The following is a 16537-nucleotide window of genomic DNA, read 5'->3' as shown; positions in this document are numbered from 1 at the left end:
TGACTAATTAACTGAACTTAAGGGTCGAGATTGAAGCTCCACTGATGAGTAGACATGGGTTAATTCACGTTGCGCCAAAGCTTTTTCTTGCTCGACCAGATCGGCTATTCCGCCGCCATTACGAATGGCGTTAACGTAGCATTCAGCAAATCTGGCCATGGCCTTAAATTTGCCTTCATGCCGGAGACGGCTGAGCATCAAATCTCTCAGCTCTTGTTCGTCTGGGTTGTTAGCGACTGCTGCAATTTGAACTGCGCCAGGGTAAAAGCGACAGTAGAGATACTGCCCATCTATGTCGAGCAGCCAATTTGAATAAAGCTCTGTCCTCTTTGGAAAAAATGCCTCTGTCGCATTCCTAGCGATCACCTCTCTGGGGTACCCCAGCAACGTCTCAAAGGAGTCCACCGCCACAGCCTGGATACGGCCAATCATCTTGGTGCTCATGTTTTGCATGACCTTGGCCCCAGACACTGACTTCATGATGGTGTCTGGATCTTGAGCCGACAGCATGACGCGAATGCCAGCCTTGGCACCGTTCGCACATAATCGGCCAATCAGTTGAGAAATCGTTTTGTACTCAAAAAGGATCGGTGACTCATCGATAAAGAAAATTGACTTTGGGCTACCCAGGGCACGGCGAAGGGCAGCAGAATAGGCAGATAGAGAAAGAATCGCGGCCTCATTTTCGTTGCTCAAGTTTCTCAGAGCAAAGACCAGTAGTTGGGCATCCGTTCGGAAAGAGCTAGCCCGACCGATCGCCTTACCGATCCGCGATTTTAACCAGTAGTTCAGCTGAAGCTTGATATGGCTGGCCGCATTGGCAATTTCATCACTCCCGCTTTCTTCTAGCTCTAGCTTGTCGAAGGAGCAGAACTCAATAAAATCTTCAAGGGTGGGCATCCGTTTCCAGGCCTCACTGCCAAACCCATCGGATTCAGCCGCCCTGTACCGACTCAATATGTCGGCATCGACAAAGAATTTACTCAAAGCTCTGCCGATCAAGCTCCTGACCGTTTGCTCAAGCAGCTGCTGGTTTTCGGTGGAGGGCAACACCATTGTGACGAGGGCTGACTCCAAGAACGAAACATAGTCCTGCATACGTTCATCGCGATCTTCGGGGCTCAGACCGGTGAGGGTTGGCAGTTCCAGCAGGTTGTTGGACTCTCGCCCAATATCGAAATAGGCGGCATGGTCGCCTAGGAATTTAGCGTAGTCAGTAAAGGTGGAGGTGCCATCCGGTTTGGGGTAGTCCAGGCATACGATGGGGTAACCCTTCGCCAGAAACATAGACAACATCCCTGACACACATACCGATTTACCTGATCGGGTGGTGCCAAAAACAGCAATGTTGCGATGCTCGCCAATGAAGTCGATCTTGACCGGGCTCCCTCCCTCGTCTGCAATCAGTTCAAAACCCTGCCTGCTGACCTGGCGAGTCATGGTGAACGGAATCAGTCCGGGAGCTTCGCTGCTGAGGTAGGTCTGTGTCCGGTTGTACGGGGACATTAGCAGCTTCTCCCACGCCAGCGTGGGATGACACTGTAGCCACTGCTGCCACGCCACCTCGGGTTCTCTGACCACCTTCGCGGGCAATAGGAATCCCTCGGCCATGTGCCGACAGGCTTCCGTCAGCTTAGCCCGGCTGGAGCGATGGATCACCATCACTGTTGCAATCTTGACGGGGATCGCGCCTTCGATAATTTGTGCGGTCGCCTCCACCGACTTTTGCACCTTGAGGGCAGCCCCCACGTCAATGGAGTTGGAGCTGGCCGCTGCTGTGGCGGCATTGTTCGACTGTTTAATCAGCCGCTGCATTTGAGTTTTGACAATGGCCTGATTCGCCGGGGAAACCTGGCAGAAAATCTCGGTATCCACCACCTGGTGGCGGCACAGCACATCCCAGAGATACCTCAACTGGGCACGCATGTTGGAGAACCCCGCAGGCTTTGCCACAAAGGGCATGACGGCAACGTATTTGCCCCTCACCTTGACCCAGGCGCGATCCGCATCAGGGACGGTCATCTCACCGCCCTCGCCCTGAATCAACAACGATTTTGGATCGTATTCACTGGTGGCCTCTTCCGTAATAGTCTGCCCATCGAACGTAAGGGGGTTGGGGACATCGGGGGGCTGATTCGTATTGAAAATATCCCAGGTTTTACCCCAAAGATCCTCAGCAGACATGGGAGAAATTTCAAGCCCCATCTTGATGGCCAGCAGAGACTCCCAACGCATATAGCCTTCTTCAAAGGCAGAGCTAAACATCTCCTCAAACCGCCTCAAGATGACGTTTTTTCCCTTACCCTTAAACCCTTCCCAGAATGAAACCAGCGAGGCCAATGCTCTCTCAATCGGGTCAGCCTCCGCCCCAGCGCGATCATCTCCAGCAATGGTATAGGTACAGTAGATAGTCATAGTCTTGACCTTGCGAACCCCTTGACTGGCCAGGTCTTGGGCACGTTTCTTCTCGCTGAGCAAAATGAGCTTGATCTCAGCCGATGGGGCCGACGCAATTAGCTCATCTAGCTCAGCCTGGCGATCGCGATCGGTAGCAAAGCTGCTGAGCTGAACCGTCATCGTGCCATTGCGAGGCAGTTCCTTGAGCCCAGACTCTAGCCGCTCAACCGTGGGAAAAATCTGCTCAGACCGCAACGTGTCGTGCAGCCCTCGACAGGTAAATCCAAACACTAGGCGATAGCTATTTTTATGCGATAGAAGAGCGGCCCCTACACTCCGGCCTTTCATCTTAAATCTGACAAAGGTTCTGAGGCTGCAAAAATCCTCAAACGCCTTTAGCGTCGTCTTTGCCGACCCACCTTTTGTTGACTTAAGAGACTTTATATTGCGTTTTCCGAGCTTTCCACTTGCCATGCGCTTGACTCTCTAATTGTCTTGAACCCATTGCTCAGAAATAATCTGCTCTGGGTCGATGCTGGGAAGTTTTGGAAGTTTTGAGTGCCTTCCTTTTCTCTGCTTTTTTGAAACTCTTTTTCGCCTTTTTGGTCGTCCTGCCTCTGCTCGATTTCGGATTCAGGTCGGGGTACGGCGCGAGTGGCGTGAAATAGGCAAGGTGGCCGTAGCACCAGCTGGGAGGTGAATGAAACTTGGAAAGAAAACGCGATGCATCAGACCCCGTCAGCACCCACCAAGTTGCGGCCCCCCAGCCGATGCACAAGATCGTCGGTATCCACCCAGCCCCAAAAATTCGATTGACAATAACGATATTGAACAGGGCAATCACACACCAAGGAACCAGCTGGTCTGCCGGAATCGGCCCAAACCCTGGCTTCATATTGATCGCCCCGTTTACCGGGACAAAATCATTGGGGTGTCCCAACATGGAGATTACTCTCTGCTAGAAAATGAAGTTGTACAGTCATTTGGCCTCGATATCTAAATGGCTGTCGCATAGCCATTTAGATATGAGGTCGCCCGAGGCTAGGCTCCAACTACCAAGGTTGCCAGCACATCCCCAATAACCACCGCCATGACGATAATCATGGGAGCACGAGCCAACTGCTGCCAATCGTCGTCATTTCTAGCTGCTTGGATAACACGCACCAGAGAAACCGCAATGTAGAGCAAAAACAGCGCTCGAATTACCCCAAACACCAGGGGAACAACATCCCCTGCGTCAGGAAAAGTGGTCGTAAAGAAGTCCTCAGCCACCTGGAAGAACTGTGCAAACAGCGGATTGGTATGCCTCATCCACAGTGTTAAGCCGAAGAGAACGCCAATAACCAGCCGAACTGCACGAGGGCCTTTGATTTTGCTCAAGATGCGATTTGCAAAGTTGTCTTTCTTGGCAGCCCGACGAAGGATAAGGCTGACGGCCATAACCAAGCCAGAACCAATAGCTAGGACAGGAGATGCTGTTAATAGACGGAATCCGACCAGACCACCGACGCTAAACCAGGGCAGCAACTTAAGTACCTGTCGAAGGAATTTGTTGTCTGATAGTGAACTGAAGAGGTTTCGCTCGCTAACAGAAATAGCTTGGGCCGTACCATTGGCATTGATTTGGTCAACAATTCTTGAAGAAAAACGAGAAGCAGCTTCCCGTTCAGCAGGAGTCAATTGGAGAGGGACAGTACTTACGCTCATGACAGGAATCACAGAGAAAGGAACAAAACAAACCGGTGCCTTCTGCGGCTTGAGTAAAACCGTATCAGCCGAATTTCTCCCCTGTATGGAAAACCTGCCCTCTTTGATTAACTTTGACTAAGAAAACTTACGCAAATACACCTGAGATAAACAAATGTTGCAGAACACTTCAAAATACCTCTAGTTACTCGGGAATATGAATAAAACCTTAAGCCTCCGCAGATCCCCTGAGATTTACAGAAAGATTATCGAAAGTAGAAAGAATCTTGATGAAGGGGTATTGCAGTGAGAGCTCTTTTGATATGCAACCGACCCGAACGCCTTACGTCCATGATCCAGTGCTTGAGGGAAGCGGGGCATGAGGTGACGGCCTCATCCGCCGAGATGGCATTGACAGCAATAACCCAAAATCGACCTGATCTTGTATTCATTACCACATGGGATATCTCATCGCTGCCAAGTTTCTTTTTGAAATTGCAGCGGCTATACGGACTCAATCATCGGACTAGCTACTATCCAGTCATTATCGCGATCACCCATCACGAAGAGGTTGACTTAGATGGCCTCTACAATATGGGCTTTGACCTGGTCAGCGAAGTTCCCTTGCGTGAGCCGGTACTGATGGCCCAGGTGATGGCACTAGATCGACGGCTAGGCATATCTTGTAGAACACTGGCCTCGCCCCATCTGCTAGTCGATCTGCATACTCACCACGTTTTTCTCAAGGCCAATCAGGGCACACTCCTGGCAAGTCTAAATGTAGGTCAGATTCAATTCATTTTGCTGAAGTGCTTTTTGCGATACCCGCAGAGAATCTGGACACGGCCTGAATTACTCGAACAGTTGAGTATCGAAAGTGAATCTCAGAGAATAACTGAAAGCCTTGATATCAGAGTAGTTGACGGAAATATTTATAGGCTCAGGAAAGCTATTAGGGATGCCCTAGAAGGTGTTCCTAAGGGATGGTGGATTGATAAAAGGTACAAAGAAGGATTTTTTCACACAGAGCGGTCTGGGGGCTACTTTTTCCTTGATGCGATCAAGATGGAAGGGGAAATTGACGCCAGTGAATTCCATCTCGCCCGACAAACAGCAATGACCGCGTAGGTCGTTAATTAAAAGGCAAAGTCAAAAGAACTTTCCCTTTGATACGACCTTCAGGAACCGGCCCAAGATACCGAGAGTCATAGGATTTATCTCGGTTATCCCCCATTAAAAAATAATGCCCTTGAGTAACTTTAGTTAAAGCGAAGTCCCTCTGTTGCCCGATAGCGTAGGATTCGGTAAAGATGTCCCCGTTAATGTAGAGACTTCCATTTACGATTTGCAGCTCATCGCCGGGTATACCGACAACTCGTTTTACAAAAAGAACCTGCTCTCTGTTCATAAGTCCTGCCCTAAACCCTGAGTCAAAGGCCACGATGTCACCCCGCTCGGGGTCTTTGGTGAAATACTGCATGTTGTTCACCAGGACGTGGTCGCCTCCATGCAGAGTAGGCTCCATTGATTCGCTAGGAATGTGGCTAAGGGGAATGACACTCCTTAAAAGTACAAGGAGAGGGATGCCAACAGCCGCGATTGCGAATACATCGCCTAAGGACTGTTTGATGATTTGGATTTCACCGGGCCTAAGGAATTCGCGCTTCTGCATGTTTTAGTCCTGAAAGAGAGCAACAAAGTCGTCAGTCTTGGCAGACAATGAGCCTGATAGCATCTCAATGCCAGCCAAGGCCTTCATTTGGGAGACAGTCAACGGGCGACCGGAGAGCCGAGCGCAGATGTCATCCAAATCCTTGGCCACCTCAACTAGAGATTGCAGGAGGTTGAGCTGTGGCTGCGGCTCTGGCTGAAGATCATCATTCAGTAGTTCTTCTAGGAGAGGAGCGAATAAAGCGATCGCACTCTCGTCCCAATCCAAAGGATCACCACGGCCTGGTGGGGTGGCCGAGTGTCGTGCAGCGTCGTTAGCCATGCCTATATCTCCTGCATGTTTTGGGTCTTACACAAAAACGCTATAACGAAGGGGTAAACCTTGAGAAAAGTGGAAGGAAGGAGTCATGCCCCCAACTCCGCGAGTGGTGCGGTGGCTAGAGCTTGTCCTTGGTAGCTTTTTTGCAGTGATGACTGCATTGTTCTTGTTTGGCAGCGTTTTTGACCATCAAGGATACCTAATACTGCCATTAGCCGCAGGGCTACTTACAACGGGATTCTGGGTTCCCTCTGCGCAGTGGCCCAGGGCCTGGATTCTCCCAAGGTCGCTAACAAGGGGTGGAGCGCTTGCAGTTGGGGTACTCTTCCTTTCTATTCCTTAAAAAGTAGATCCATAGAAACCTCCTGAAAACTGCGGGGATAAGAGCATAGATTTAGCCGGATTTCTTCACCATCGAAAATCTATAAAACCTTTGCACTCACACAATAAACCTGCAATATCTCCCTGGTATCGCAGTAAAGGTTTTGTTACGAAAACAAATAGATCGAAGACTATCTCAAAATTCTTATACGGTGCATCCACCTTAATCAGCTAACGTACCGCTTATGAGAAAACCTTATTCAAAATAACTTCATACTCAAACTGGGCAAAAAAATCTTTCAACGAAAGACCATTCCCTGCGGCCAATTTCTTTATTCCGGCCCACCCATCATCAGTGACCCATGCCGCATGGCGAATCAGATCATGGCTGGCAGGTGACTCAGCACGGGTTACAGGCAATGTGAGAGTGAGGTGGGCGCGACCGAGCAACTCAACCAGCTCAGAGCGACTTACTGAAAACTGCACAGCTAGGGCGTCAATCCGAGCGATCGCCTCTGAGGTTGCCAGAATGTGCCTCAACTTTTTTTTCACCCCATAGCGGGGTGGTGGAGAAGTCAAATTCAGCAGACTTCTATCGCTCATGAGCCAACCATTCGCTTCCGCCAGATCACTATACAGCACAACATCAATACCAAGGCAGAGAAAACTGATACATTCGTCATTACATTGGTATTGATTATTCTATAGCAATGTAATATATTCAGATGGTATGCCTAAGTAGGTAGCATCGCTGGATGTAGAGATCAGACGCGTCAAGCGGTCGACCAAGTGCACCCAGCGGCTGGTCAGGGACATCCCGGAATCGCCAGCAGTGATTGAGGAAGGTCTTTCGAGCTACTGGGATGGTAGGTATAGCAAGGATAACGACAAAGCTCGATCGCATTGGCACCCTGATGAAAAATTACTCTTGGCTAGAGGTGCGCTACTACTCTAAGGGCATCTGCGGGGGCTGTAAATCAGCGGAGTGGGAATTCAGAAGCATCACCACTCCCTACCAAACCAAGGCAGCAGACCGTTCCCTAGCCCATGCCGAGCAGCTTATGGCCGCACTGCCCCAGGAGAATGAAGGGGTGCCGTTTCAAGTTGGCACCGCAGCTATACGATCGCCCCGAGTCAGCAAGGGAACGCCGCCGATTAAAAAACCGGATTTTTAGATGTATTCTTGCACTACGTTGAGGTCTTGAGCATGACACAAGTACGATTAGCTATCATGTCCTGCGCCGGAGGGACAGGTAAATCGACAGTGGCCACTAACCTGGCATATTCGCTTGCCTGCCTGGGACAAAGCGTCTGCCTCATTGACTGCGACAGCAACGGCACAGCCGCCCTTTTTACGGGCCTGGAAAACCCCAGTAGTATTGGGGAAACTCTGGTTGCAGCACTTAAGCCAGGGTTTAAGGGGCCATGGCCCCTTAAACCTGTATGGCGGGATTACGGAATTGAAAAAGTTGATGCTGTCCTAGGTGGCCACTTTCTGAACGAGGGTTCCAGGCAGATCCAAAAAGAGCCCCGCGCAGCATACCTCTTGGCCGACGCGATCGAAGACGCACCACTCCCCCATAACGTGGTTATTTTTGATTGCCCAGGAACCATAGAGCAGTTTCACCAAATGGTTCTCCCAGCCTGCAACCAAATCCTGATCGTGCTCAAACCAGACACAAAGGATATAAACGCTGGGTTTGGCTTGATCCAGTGGATTGCGGAATTTAGCCGGGATTTGCGCCTAAAGCCTAAGCCCAAGATACTTGGAGTCCAACCAAACGCTTTTGATAAAGATGCCGCCATGCACCGAGAATGCCTGGCCGATGGACCAGGCATTGAGGATTCCCTGCCAGTGGTGCTGCGATCGCTGCCAGAGCCCATCCATGTCTTCCCGGCAATCCAACAAACCCGGTACTTAACCAACGCTGGAGCGGTAGGGTTACCTCTGCGCCTGTATCGCAGCGATCGCACCACTTGGAAGATCGCGGGGCTGTTTGAGGCTTTGGCTAAAGCTGTATTGGAGGCTGATCATGGCTAAGGGTGTCAAGCGCTCCTTCACGAATTTGGCTCAAGGGGCTAACACAGCCCAGGCTGTATCGCTTTTAGGGGAGAAGGATGAGGAAATTGAAGCTCTCAAGGAAAGGATTAAGCAACTTGAGGCAGGGGTTGCTGGAGGGACAACAGATTGGGTTTGGATTGATGTCAACCTAATTGAACCGATGGCGATTTCGATCACTGACGGTTCAGGCAAAGTGGTCGAAATTTTCGGACAGCCTAGAAAATTTTTCGACCTGGAGGGCATGGCTCAAAGCCTCAGAATAGAGGGGCAGCAAGACCCTGTAGTCCTACGCACAGTCGGAGAATGCCGCTACCAGCTACTGGATGGCGAGACGCGGTGGAGAACCATTAAGGATGTGCTGGGCCAGGCGAAGATCAAGGCCAGGTTCCATGAGTGCACCGACGAGGAAGCCCTAGCGTACACGTTGGTGGGTGATGCCTTAAAGAATCGTTTTAATGCCCTAGAGCAAGGGGAATCGATCGTCAATTTGCTCAGGTCAAAACTGAAAAAAACTGAGCAGGAAGTTGTATCGCTCCTTTATAGGATTCAGAATCAACTGGTTTCAAAGGGAAATGAAAAAGAAGCGATCGAATGGATCTATGAAAATGTAGATGGTTCTGAAATCGTTCTGCGATTACTATCCTCGTTAAATATCACGATAGCGACGATGGTAAATGCTAGATTGCCTTTGATGTCGCTTCCAGACAAACTCAAAGAATCAATCAATAATCGAACGCTAACGCCAAGCAACGCGCTGATACTTAGAAATGCCCCCGAAGCGATCTGGGCTAAAGCGATCGAGGGCCAAAATGGCACAATGCCAAAGCGCAAGATGAAAATGCTCATCAACAAACTAGCGCTAGAGATGGCCGATTCATCGCCTACGTTGGCAGCGAATGACGGCACGACAATTGACGCTGACAATGCTGAAGTCGAACCAAGTTCAGGCTCTGGGGATATTGCAAGTGAAGCGAACTTGCAAAGATCAGTCACAGTAGCTGGTGCTGAATTACTTGAAAAAAACATAAATGCAACGACTGTTCTGAAAGAGCTTTTGAAACAGCTAAGAACTCTTCGTATTGACGAGACTATTGAAAATGACGACAAAGGGTTGGAACTCTTGGAAAGAGTTTCAACTTCGATTCAGGCGCTTTCAGAATACTACCAAGATAGGGGGAAAGAAGGAAAAAACAAGCGCTAAAAACAATAAAAATGTAGCACTAATATAAAGCCAAAAGCCTGGGGCCGATCGTTTCTGTGGGCGATGGCGACGCGATGAGGTTTAGCTACCAAGGCGATCGAGGTGCTGGTATTGACGTGCGATCGCAATCCTGCACATTAACCGGGCAAACTAAACCCAGGCATAGATACGCTCTGAAAGAGTCCCACCGAGCAGGGTAGCCACGGTGGGGCTCTTTTTTTGCGGCAATAAAAAGCCCGCCGGTTTCCCAGCGGGGGTGTGGAGTGTAGTTTGCTCGGAGCGAAGACTTGGGCTGACCAGCACAGCGATCGCCAGTGAATATTGAGAGCCCCCCTCCCAGATAGCAGATTAACCCACTGCTATGTGGGAGGCGCTCTTTTGATGGGGGGCCTATCTGGAACTCACATAAGCCCCCCACTTTGCCAAGCTAGCACAGCTGCCGAGGGGTGGGCTAGGGTGCGATCGCAGGTCAGGTCCACCGAGAAACATAGCTTCAACACTCAGCAGCGTTTGTTTAGAGCCTATCTATCCACTTCTGCAAAGCAGTAGACACGATGAGTTCCAGGAGGTTTGAGCTATCCTCAACGCCCAATGATGAGCGCACGTACCCGCCAATGGGATTAGCTATCAACGAGCGGTGACTAGCGTTATAGATCAACGATTGTCGAGGCCATTTGCTTCGGGGTATCGACTTCCATTCCTCTTCTGGCCGCATCTTGCCAAACCCTTCAGGTACATGGCCTATATGAGTCGATACACCATCACTAAGCCAAAGCCGCAGTCGGCCTATCCTCTCTGGTTTACTGGATGCCTTCGAGTATGTGGGAAGCGGTAACCAGAGAAAGAGGATGGGGCGTTGCAAGCTACGGTTAAAGCAAATCTCTGCACAGAGTTTGGACTTACCAGTCCCGTACCGAATGCTTTTAGCCTCGACGATTTCCTGAATCCTGGAGTCGAATGTCAGAATCTGCTGTCTCGTCTCCAGGAAAGCCTCTTGCTCAGCCCCTGAGCACGCCCCCAACCATCTCAGAAGGGGCTCCGGCACACTCGCTAAAGCTTCAGGCTGCCTAGCCAGTCCCACTTCTTGGTAAGGAAGGGGGGCTAAAACCGGCTGCTTACCCTCATCCTCAAACTTGAGTTCAAGATAGAACTGCTCTGTTTGTGTAACTTTCACCTGGATGAACTCGAAGGCCAATTGGCTGTGTTGCCGATCGATGTGGTTGTGGCGGTGAAAGGAGGGGGCGATCGCAATTAGGCGAACGGGCTTCTCATAGTCAATGACATCTGAGAACGGGCGCTCCTCCAGCAGGTTGGCATAGTAGCGGGTAAGCTGCTGAACGACATAGCGATCTTCTGTGTTCTTCAGCTCTAGAATCACAAGGCGGCGATCTACCGTCAAAGCTAGGATGTCGCAAACCTCACCTTTAACGGCATACTGCCGCTGGAACGGGCGCAGGTGCAGGAGATCTTCCAATGCGCTCCATACAAAGTCTTCTAGCGATTTCTCACTGGCAAACTCCCATCCTTGAGCTACTTTTCTAAGCGACACGTTGCCTAACGGGCTAACCACAGATTGTTCTTCCATACTCAGAACGTCCAATCTAGCAACGAGTTATAGCCTTACTGGGCACAATGGGGAAACTCGAAACCCTTGGCACAATGGCTACTCTCATCCCCTCCTACAGCAGCTGCGCCTCTCGCATGACCGGGGGAGAGCGCCGCCTGGCCCAGCGACTAGAAGCCAAGCTCGATGATGATTACCTGCTCTGGTACGACGTATCCGTAGGCCCCAAAGCCCTGCATCCCGATTTCATCCTCCTGCACCGCGCGCGCGGTCTCTTCGTGCTGGAGGTCAAAGACTGGCGGCTCGACACCATCAAGTCTGTGAACCCTGATGAGTTTGCGATCGCAACCCCACCCAAGGGCTTGATCAAACAGGTCAAAAATCCTCTCCATCAGGCGCGAGATTACGTCCTGGCCATGTGCTCACTTCTGGAGCAAGACCCAGAGCTAGTGCAGCCCACAGGCCGCTACCAGGGCAAGCTCCGCTGCCCCTACGCCTATGGTGTGGTGCTGCCCAACATCACCCGCCGCATGTTCGACGCTGAGCCAGTGCTGGCCCAAGTCATCGATCCTCACCGGGTCATCTGCAAAGACGAAATGACCGAAGCCGTAGACCCAGGGGCCTTTCAAGAACAGCTCTGGGCCATGAGCCACTACAACTTTGGCACCACGCTAACCAACGAGCAGATCGACCGCGTTCGCTGGCACCTGTACCCAGAGATGCGCATCTCCGCCAAGCAGCTCTCTTTCTTCGACGATGAGCCCGCCGACATCCTACAGACCGCTATCCCGCAGGTGCTCAAGGTCATGGACCTACAGCAAGAGCAGCTAGCCCGCAGCCTGGGCGAAGGCCACCGGGTTATTCACGGGGTAGCTGGCTCTGGCAAGACCTTAATTTTGGCCTACCGCTGTCAGCATCTAGCAGAGGCCATGCAGACCGTTTTGGTGCTGTGCTTTAACGTGGCGCTGGCTTCAAGACTGCGAGCGCTGATGGCAGAAAAGGGTCTGGCCCACCTGGTCACCGTCCGCCATTTCCATGGCTGGTGTACCGAAGTGCTGAAACAGCACCAGCTGCCGCGCCCCGATTACCGGCAATACAAAGGCGCTGAGTACATCCAACGGCTAGAGGCTGCGGTGGTGGCTGCCGTCGAGGCTGGGAAGATTCCTACCGGGCAGTATGGGGCGGTGATGGTCGATGAGGGCCACGACTTTGCACCCGAGTGGTTAAAGCTGGTCGCCCAGATGGTGAACCCCTCCACCGATTCTCTGCTGGTGCTCTACGACGATGCCCAAAACCTCTACGGCCAGCGGGCCAAGCAAGAATTCAGCTTCAAGAGCGTGGGTATCAAGGCCCAGGGCAGAACCACTATCCTCAAGCTCAACTACCGCAACACCGCCCAGGTGCTGATGCTGGCCTACGAGTTTGCTAAAGAGGTCATGCAGCCCACCAGTCCTGATGAGGACATGCCGCCGCTGGTGCAACCCAACAGCGCCGGGCGCGAGGGGCCGGTGCCGGAGCTGGTGAAGTGCCGGAGCTATAAGGCAGAGGTGGATCACATCATCCAGAGAGCCCAGCAGCTGCAAGAGCGGGGGATTCCCTGGAATGAGATGGCGATTATCTACCGCGACAAGTGGATGGGAGAGAAGGCTTTCCAGCAGCTTCAGCAGGCCGCGTTGCCCGTGGACTGGCTCAACCAGAGCAGCAGCAGTCGTAACTTTGACCCATCGACCCAAAGCATCAAGCTGATGACTATGCACGCGAGCAAGGGGCTAGAGTTCCCGGTAGTGTTTATCCCTGGGGTGGGCTACCTGCCGAACCGCTACAACGATATGGCTGATGAGGCTCGGTTGCTCTATGTGGCCATGACCAGGGCGATCGAGGTGCTGGTGTTGAGCTGCGATCGCAGGTCGGTGTTTGCTGAGCGATTGGAGGGGGCGTTGGAGAGATCAGGAGCAACAAAATTCCATAGAATGTGAATTTTCTCTGAAAGACCTCAAAACTACATGCTACAGGAGATCACAAGATTGCAAGGTGATATAGCTGATTTATTGGCAAGGAACTCAGCTGAGGCGTGAGGAAGAAACACATAACCATATTCATACTTCTTCTCACTATTTAAAGGATACTTATCGTACAGGCATTCAATAAGATTTCCCCTTTCATCTTGAACTACGGAGTGATGACGCAACCTGAGCATGACTTGATTATTTTCTTCGTCGATCTTCATTTCCCAAGTATTTTCGCGAATTCTATTAGCTTCTGACTTGAGTCCTTTTTCCTCATTGTGTTTAATCATTAAATCAGAAAACTCATCAACTACTAGATAAGGGGGAGTTAAATTGATTGGAACTTTCCCAATCATGAGGTAGCCGTAGACCATTTGCAGGTCTGACCTATATTTGATTAACTCACTTGTAACACCATGGCAGTTTTGTTTCCAAACTTCTTTAGGCAAGATTTTGTTAACATTAACAACTTCTTCCAATTCCCCGTCTGGGAGGATTCTTTCAATAAAAGCAACAGTGTTTATTTCATCAAGTACCCCTTTGAGATCAAAATCTTGGAATTGAATTTTGGATGAATCATATTCTAGACTGATATCTGTAAACATAAAGATGAAATATGTATCCCGGATTTTATTCTAAACAGATAAATAACAAATTAACGTTTTGAGTTATTAAACCCTATCTTCTACTCACCTACAATTGGAAAGCTCGCTACATTCCAATATTCTATTTAACATCAACCCCTCGGGCTTTCCAAAAATCTATACGCTCCTGATTCGCCCGTTTGATATGCTCCTGGCGTAGATTCTCATTCAAAAGTTCAGCCACCTGCTGTCGCATGAAGGTCTGATAGTTCGCCCCTCGCCCCTGGGTTAGCTGTAATCTGCTGATCACCTCAGCCCCTAGATCTTTCCACCATGTGTGCTGCTGGGAGGAGAGGTTAATTCCATAGAGCACGTAGTTCGCAAAGTGTTCGCAGTTGTTGACAGCAATGCTGTATTGAGCAGCTGCCATGAACTGCTCAACTCGTTCCAGTTGCAATTCTGTGACCTTAACTATGCCCTTTAGTTCTAAGCCTTCCGGCCCCCAACCAAGGGAGTTATCAAAGCGGCCCGTCTCGCTAAGAAAGTAGTGATCGGCCAGACCAGCCAGGGATTGAATCGGCATCTTACAGACCCGGAGTACATTGGTCCCGCCCAGTTGAAAGCCCATAACATTACCCTCTAGCAGGAGTATTCCGAATCACTGACACATAGACAACACCCAGAGTCAAACGCTGCCAGTTGGGCTGGTTCAAGGTGAAAGCCAGCCCACCAAACAAAGCCAGCCAGCCCACTGGGCCAATTGTCAGGGCAATCACCTGACTCATACCCATGTAAGCCGCGAAGGGCAAGGTAATGCCCAGGGTGCTGGTAAGCCCCCCAAGTATGGTGCTGGCTATGAGGTACACCCCAAATCCACTAGCCCTGGCAGCCGCTAGCGCCCCACCCGTCAGTAATAAGCCGGTGAAGTTAGGATCATCACTGCTGCGCTTCATCTCCAACACCACCTGCTCTCGCTGCTCTGGGGTTAGTCGGTCGAACATATCCTGAAACACCTTGGCAACTATAGCTGTTTCAATTTCGTCGGTTTTAAGATGCTTCCAACGTCGCCCATTTAGGAGCGCAAGCCAGTCTATACCTACATGATCCGCAACATCGGTGACAACCTGCTTCCAGGATTCATCCCAAAACAGTTGTCCAATGCTGCCTGCCCTAAGATAGCGGATATGGTTACACAGGGTATCAGGATCGCTACCAAAGCCTGAACTAGTTAACTCTCCTAAATTGTGGCGCTGCTCACGGGTAGCCCTTTTAACAATTTTTCTGAACTCATGCAGCGCCATAAAAAAATTAGCCTCATGCCAGAACAGGAATATATTCCTGTTCTGGCATGAGCTGTCTGCATCAGCGACAGAATTGAGAGAAATTGTTCAAGCCTTTATATAGTAGCCTTCGTGAAATCTCTTGAACTAAATAGGCAGCCAAGCAAGCTGAACTTGAAGAAAAATGTAAGCGAAGAGAGCTGCTACAACGCCGATGAGTATGAGCCCTAGTAAGCCCCCAATCATAGTTAAGCTACCAGTTGCGAGAGTACTTGTGAAAGCAGCAGCACCGACCCAGGGTGACAAAGTCATCCCACCTAACAGTAGTAAAGATGGTACTGAAACTCCAACTACAGCAGCACCAGTCATCACAATTGTATTTCTGATAATCATAATTATTTGATATAAACTAACTTGCCCAAAATCTAGCCTTGGCCAATAAAATTTTCTGTATTTATGTGCCAGATCGTGTTTTATCTTGTGACACTTCGACGGAAAGACCAGATTCCCCAAAAGCATTAAGCTGATGACGATGCACGCGAGCAAGGGGCTAGTAGAGTTCCCGGTGGTATTCATCTCTATGGTGGACTACCTGCCGAACCGCTATAACGATATGACCGATGAGGCCCGGTCGCTCTATGTGGCCATGACCAGGGCGATCGAGGTGCTGGTGTTAAGCTGCAATCGCCTGCATCACCTAGGAACAAACTCAGCTAAGCGGATAAATTCAGCATGAACCCATCCTTGCCCCACTTGGTACCAAAGATTGCACTCCGGCCCAATGCCAGGAACTGAGTCTACTGAATAGACACGGGCAGAGAGCGAAACCTGCTGGCCCACTTTAACAGTCCCAACTACTACCCCTTCAAACCTCGGGCGATCGCGGACATTGACTGTAGAGCCAGACGTTTGCCCATACACAAACCCAGGGATTGAGCCCGTTTCGGCGTAGGCTATGACATCAGCTTCATCGTCTTCATCGGTGCAATAGTAGGTACTCTGAGCGAGCAAAGGTTTTGCTATTGCGATAGCTGAGATCGCGCCAATCAAAAGGCCATGAGATATCATCCTTGCTTTCATCGCTCAACCTGCATTAAAGCTCTAAACTAGCCTCCAGCAGGAGCTGACGTCGAGGGAGATCACCTGTGGCGATAATACTTTGGGTTTCCCTGAAAGAGGCAGTAAGCCATGGATGTACTATCGCCAGAACGTCTGTAGATAAGGGTATGCTGATTAGCCTCTACAACTGCGCGATCGCATTCACCCTCTCCTCCCCCGACACCTCCAGATACCGCTGTAGCGCCGCCATCAACGCCACCCAGGACTTGAATTGCCTTCAGCCTCACCCCCGCCTTATCCAGCCGCGTTGCCCCAGGTCCGCCAGTGCTGTAGGTACTTCAGCAAGGTTCAGTAGATCACAAAGAATTGAGGCAGGGGCTAAATCCT

Annotated in this window: 17 protein-coding genes; 6 read left to right on the top strand and 11 right to left on the bottom strand. The window is 50.6% G+C overall.

Annotated elements, in window-relative coordinates; genetic code table 11:
* Positions 1-3: 3 nt before the first annotated feature.
* The 3 genes from H6G07_RS19245 to H6G07_RS19235 form a co-directional block, all read right to left on the bottom strand.
* Positions 4-2688 (bottom strand): putative type IV secretion/conjugal transfer ATPase, encoded by a 2685-nt coding sequence (locus H6G07_RS19245; protein WP_199312252.1) that lies wholly within the window; start codon positions 2686-2688, stop codon positions 4-6.
* 217 nt (positions 2689-2905) lie between these two features.
* Entirely contained in the window at positions 2906-3340 is a 435-nt protein-coding gene (locus tag H6G07_RS19240) for a hypothetical protein (RefSeq protein WP_073609757.1), read from the bottom strand.
* Positions 3341-3438: 98 nt separating this feature from the next.
* Positions 3439-4104, bottom strand: a complete 666-nt coding sequence (locus H6G07_RS19235) for a hypothetical protein (RefSeq protein WP_139297117.1) — start codon at positions 4102-4104, stop codon at positions 3439-3441.
* Between the two features lie 363 nt (positions 4105-4467).
* Between H6G07_RS19235 and H6G07_RS26950 the strand changes: the two genes are divergently transcribed.
* Positions 4468-5211 carry a response regulator transcription factor gene (locus H6G07_RS26950; protein ID WP_171973060.1) on the top strand — a complete coding sequence of 248 codons (744 nt, stop codon included), beginning with the start codon at positions 4468-4470 and terminating at the stop codon, positions 5209-5211.
* Between the two features lie 4 nt (positions 5212-5215).
* On the opposite strand, the gene lepB is transcribed toward H6G07_RS26950, so the two are convergent.
* The 3 genes from lepB to H6G07_RS19215 form a co-directional block, all read right to left on the bottom strand.
* Complete coding sequence (gene lepB, locus H6G07_RS19225) at positions 5216-5755, bottom strand: signal peptidase I (RefSeq protein WP_073609754.1); 540 nt, start codon at positions 5753-5755, stop codon at positions 5216-5218.
* Positions 5756-5758: 3 nt separating this feature from the next.
* Positions 5759-6076, bottom strand: a complete 318-nt coding sequence (locus tag H6G07_RS19220; protein ID WP_073609753.1) for a hypothetical protein — start codon at positions 6074-6076, stop codon at positions 5759-5761.
* 561 nt (positions 6077-6637) lie between these two features.
* Positions 6638-7036: a hypothetical protein gene (locus H6G07_RS19215; RefSeq protein ID WP_139297116.1), complete on the bottom strand. Its 399-nt coding sequence runs from the start codon at positions 7034-7036 to the stop codon at positions 6638-6640.
* A gap of 272 nt (positions 7037-7308) precedes the next feature.
* Here H6G07_RS19215 and H6G07_RS19210 point away from each other — a divergent pair, with 272 nt between their 5' ends.
* From H6G07_RS19210 to H6G07_RS19200, 3 genes are read left to right on the top strand one after another with little or no spacing between them, the layout of a single operon-like run.
* Positions 7309-7569: a hypothetical protein gene (locus H6G07_RS19210; protein ID WP_139297115.1), complete on the top strand. Its 261-nt coding sequence runs from the start codon at positions 7309-7311 to the stop codon at positions 7567-7569.
* 32 nt (positions 7570-7601) lie between these two features.
* The gene (locus H6G07_RS26735; RefSeq protein ID WP_073609750.1) at positions 7602-8435 is read left to right on the top strand and encodes a ParA family protein; all 834 of its coding nucleotides are present in this window, start codon (positions 7602-7604) and stop codon (positions 8433-8435) included.
* Positions 8428-9657, top strand: a complete 1230-nt coding sequence (locus H6G07_RS19200; protein ID WP_073609749.1) for a ParB/RepB/Spo0J family partition protein — start codon at positions 8428-8430, stop codon at positions 9655-9657. Before H6G07_RS26735 ends, H6G07_RS19200 begins: the two co-directional genes overlap by 8 nt.
* A 514-nt stretch (positions 9658-10171) precedes the next feature.
* Here the strand turns inward: H6G07_RS19200 and H6G07_RS19195 are convergent.
* On the bottom strand, positions 10172-11242 hold the full coding sequence (locus H6G07_RS19195; protein WP_073609748.1) for a PDDEXK family nuclease: 1071 nt from the start codon (positions 11240-11242) through the stop codon (positions 10172-10174).
* Between the two features lie 74 nt (positions 11243-11316).
* Between H6G07_RS19195 and H6G07_RS19190 the strand changes: the two genes are divergently transcribed.
* Positions 11317-13197, top strand: a complete 1881-nt coding sequence (locus H6G07_RS19190) for a 3'-5' exonuclease (protein ID WP_073609747.1) — start codon at positions 11317-11319, stop codon at positions 13195-13197.
* Between the two features lie 23 nt (positions 13198-13220).
* Here H6G07_RS19190 and H6G07_RS19185 read toward each other — a convergent pair whose 3' ends face one another.
* The 3 genes from H6G07_RS19185 to H6G07_RS19175 form a co-directional block, all read right to left on the bottom strand.
* Complete coding sequence (locus tag H6G07_RS19185) at positions 13221-13832, bottom strand: hypothetical protein (protein ID WP_073609746.1); 612 nt, start codon at positions 13830-13832, stop codon at positions 13221-13223.
* A gap of 121 nt (positions 13833-13953) precedes the next feature.
* Positions 13954-14439, bottom strand: a complete 486-nt coding sequence (locus H6G07_RS19180; protein WP_084173365.1) for a lecithin retinol acyltransferase family protein — start codon at positions 14437-14439, stop codon at positions 13954-13956.
* Between the two features lie 4 nt (positions 14440-14443).
* The gene (locus tag H6G07_RS19175; RefSeq protein WP_139297113.1) at positions 14444-14812 is read right to left on the bottom strand and encodes a hypothetical protein; all 369 of its coding nucleotides are present in this window, start codon (positions 14810-14812) and stop codon (positions 14444-14446) included.
* A 796-nt stretch (positions 14813-15608) separates the two neighbouring features.
* Between H6G07_RS19175 and H6G07_RS19170 the strand changes: the two genes are divergently transcribed.
* Positions 15609-15827, top strand: a complete 219-nt coding sequence (locus H6G07_RS19170) for a 3'-5' exonuclease (protein WP_338420718.1) — start codon at positions 15609-15611, stop codon at positions 15825-15827.
* Here H6G07_RS19170 and H6G07_RS27145 read toward each other — a convergent pair.
* On the bottom strand, positions 15785-16159 hold the full coding sequence (locus tag H6G07_RS27145; protein WP_422393867.1) for an SH3 domain-containing protein: 375 nt from the start codon (positions 16157-16159) through the stop codon (positions 15785-15787). The genes H6G07_RS19170 and H6G07_RS27145 overlap by 43 nt on opposite strands.
* Positions 16160-16537: the final 378 nt, after the last annotated feature.

The organism is Phormidium tenue FACHB-1052 (genome assembly GCF_014696675.1).
In the GTDB taxonomy this organism is placed as follows: Bacteria; Cyanobacteriota; Cyanobacteriia; order Phormidesmidales; family Phormidesmidaceae; genus Nodosilinea; species Nodosilinea tenuis_A.
This window is presented reverse-complemented; position numbering and strand designations above follow the sequence as displayed.

What these genes read in the sequence shown, in the direction of transcription:
- H6G07_RS27145 (WP_422393867.1), bottom strand. Translation starts at nt 16,159, where the DNA reads ATGATATCTCATGGCCTTTTGATTGGCGCGATCTCAGCTATCGCAATA.
- H6G07_RS19190 (WP_073609747.1), top strand. Translation starts at nt 11,317, where the DNA reads ATGGCTACTCTCATCCCCTCCTACAGCAGCTGCGCCTCTCGCATGACC.
- H6G07_RS19175 (WP_139297113.1), bottom strand. Translation starts at nt 14,812, where the DNA reads ATGTTCGACCGACTAACCCCAGAGCAGCGAGAGCAGGTGGTGTTGGAG.
- H6G07_RS19200 (WP_073609749.1), top strand. Translation starts at nt 8,428, where the DNA reads ATGGCTAAGGGTGTCAAGCGCTCCTTCACGAATTTGGCTCAAGGGGCT.
- lepB (WP_073609754.1), bottom strand. Translation starts at nt 5,755, where the DNA reads ATGCAGAAGCGCGAATTCCTTAGGCCCGGTGAAATCCAAATCATCAAA.
- H6G07_RS19240 (WP_073609757.1), bottom strand. Translation starts at nt 3,340, where the DNA reads ATGTTGGGACACCCCAATGATTTTGTCCCGGTAAACGGGGCGATCAAT.
- H6G07_RS19180 (WP_084173365.1), bottom strand. Translation starts at nt 14,439, where the DNA reads ATGGGCTTTCAACTGGGCGGGACCAATGTACTCCGGGTCTGTAAGATG.
- H6G07_RS26735 (WP_073609750.1), top strand. Translation starts at nt 7,602, where the DNA reads ATGACACAAGTACGATTAGCTATCATGTCCTGCGCCGGAGGGACAGGT.
- H6G07_RS19185 (WP_073609746.1), bottom strand. Translation starts at nt 13,832, where the DNA reads ATGTTTACAGATATCAGTCTAGAATATGATTCATCCAAAATTCAATTC.
- H6G07_RS19210 (WP_139297115.1), top strand. Translation starts at nt 7,309, where the DNA reads ATGAAAAATTACTCTTGGCTAGAGGTGCGCTACTACTCTAAGGGCATC.
- H6G07_RS19220 (WP_073609753.1), bottom strand. Translation starts at nt 6,076, where the DNA reads ATGGCTAACGACGCTGCACGACACTCGGCCACCCCACCAGGCCGTGGT.
- H6G07_RS19235 (WP_139297117.1), bottom strand. Translation starts at nt 4,104, where the DNA reads ATGAGCGTAAGTACTGTCCCTCTCCAATTGACTCCTGCTGAACGGGAA.
- H6G07_RS19195 (WP_073609748.1), bottom strand. Translation starts at nt 11,242, where the DNA reads ATGGAAGAACAATCTGTGGTTAGCCCGTTAGGCAACGTGTCGCTTAGA.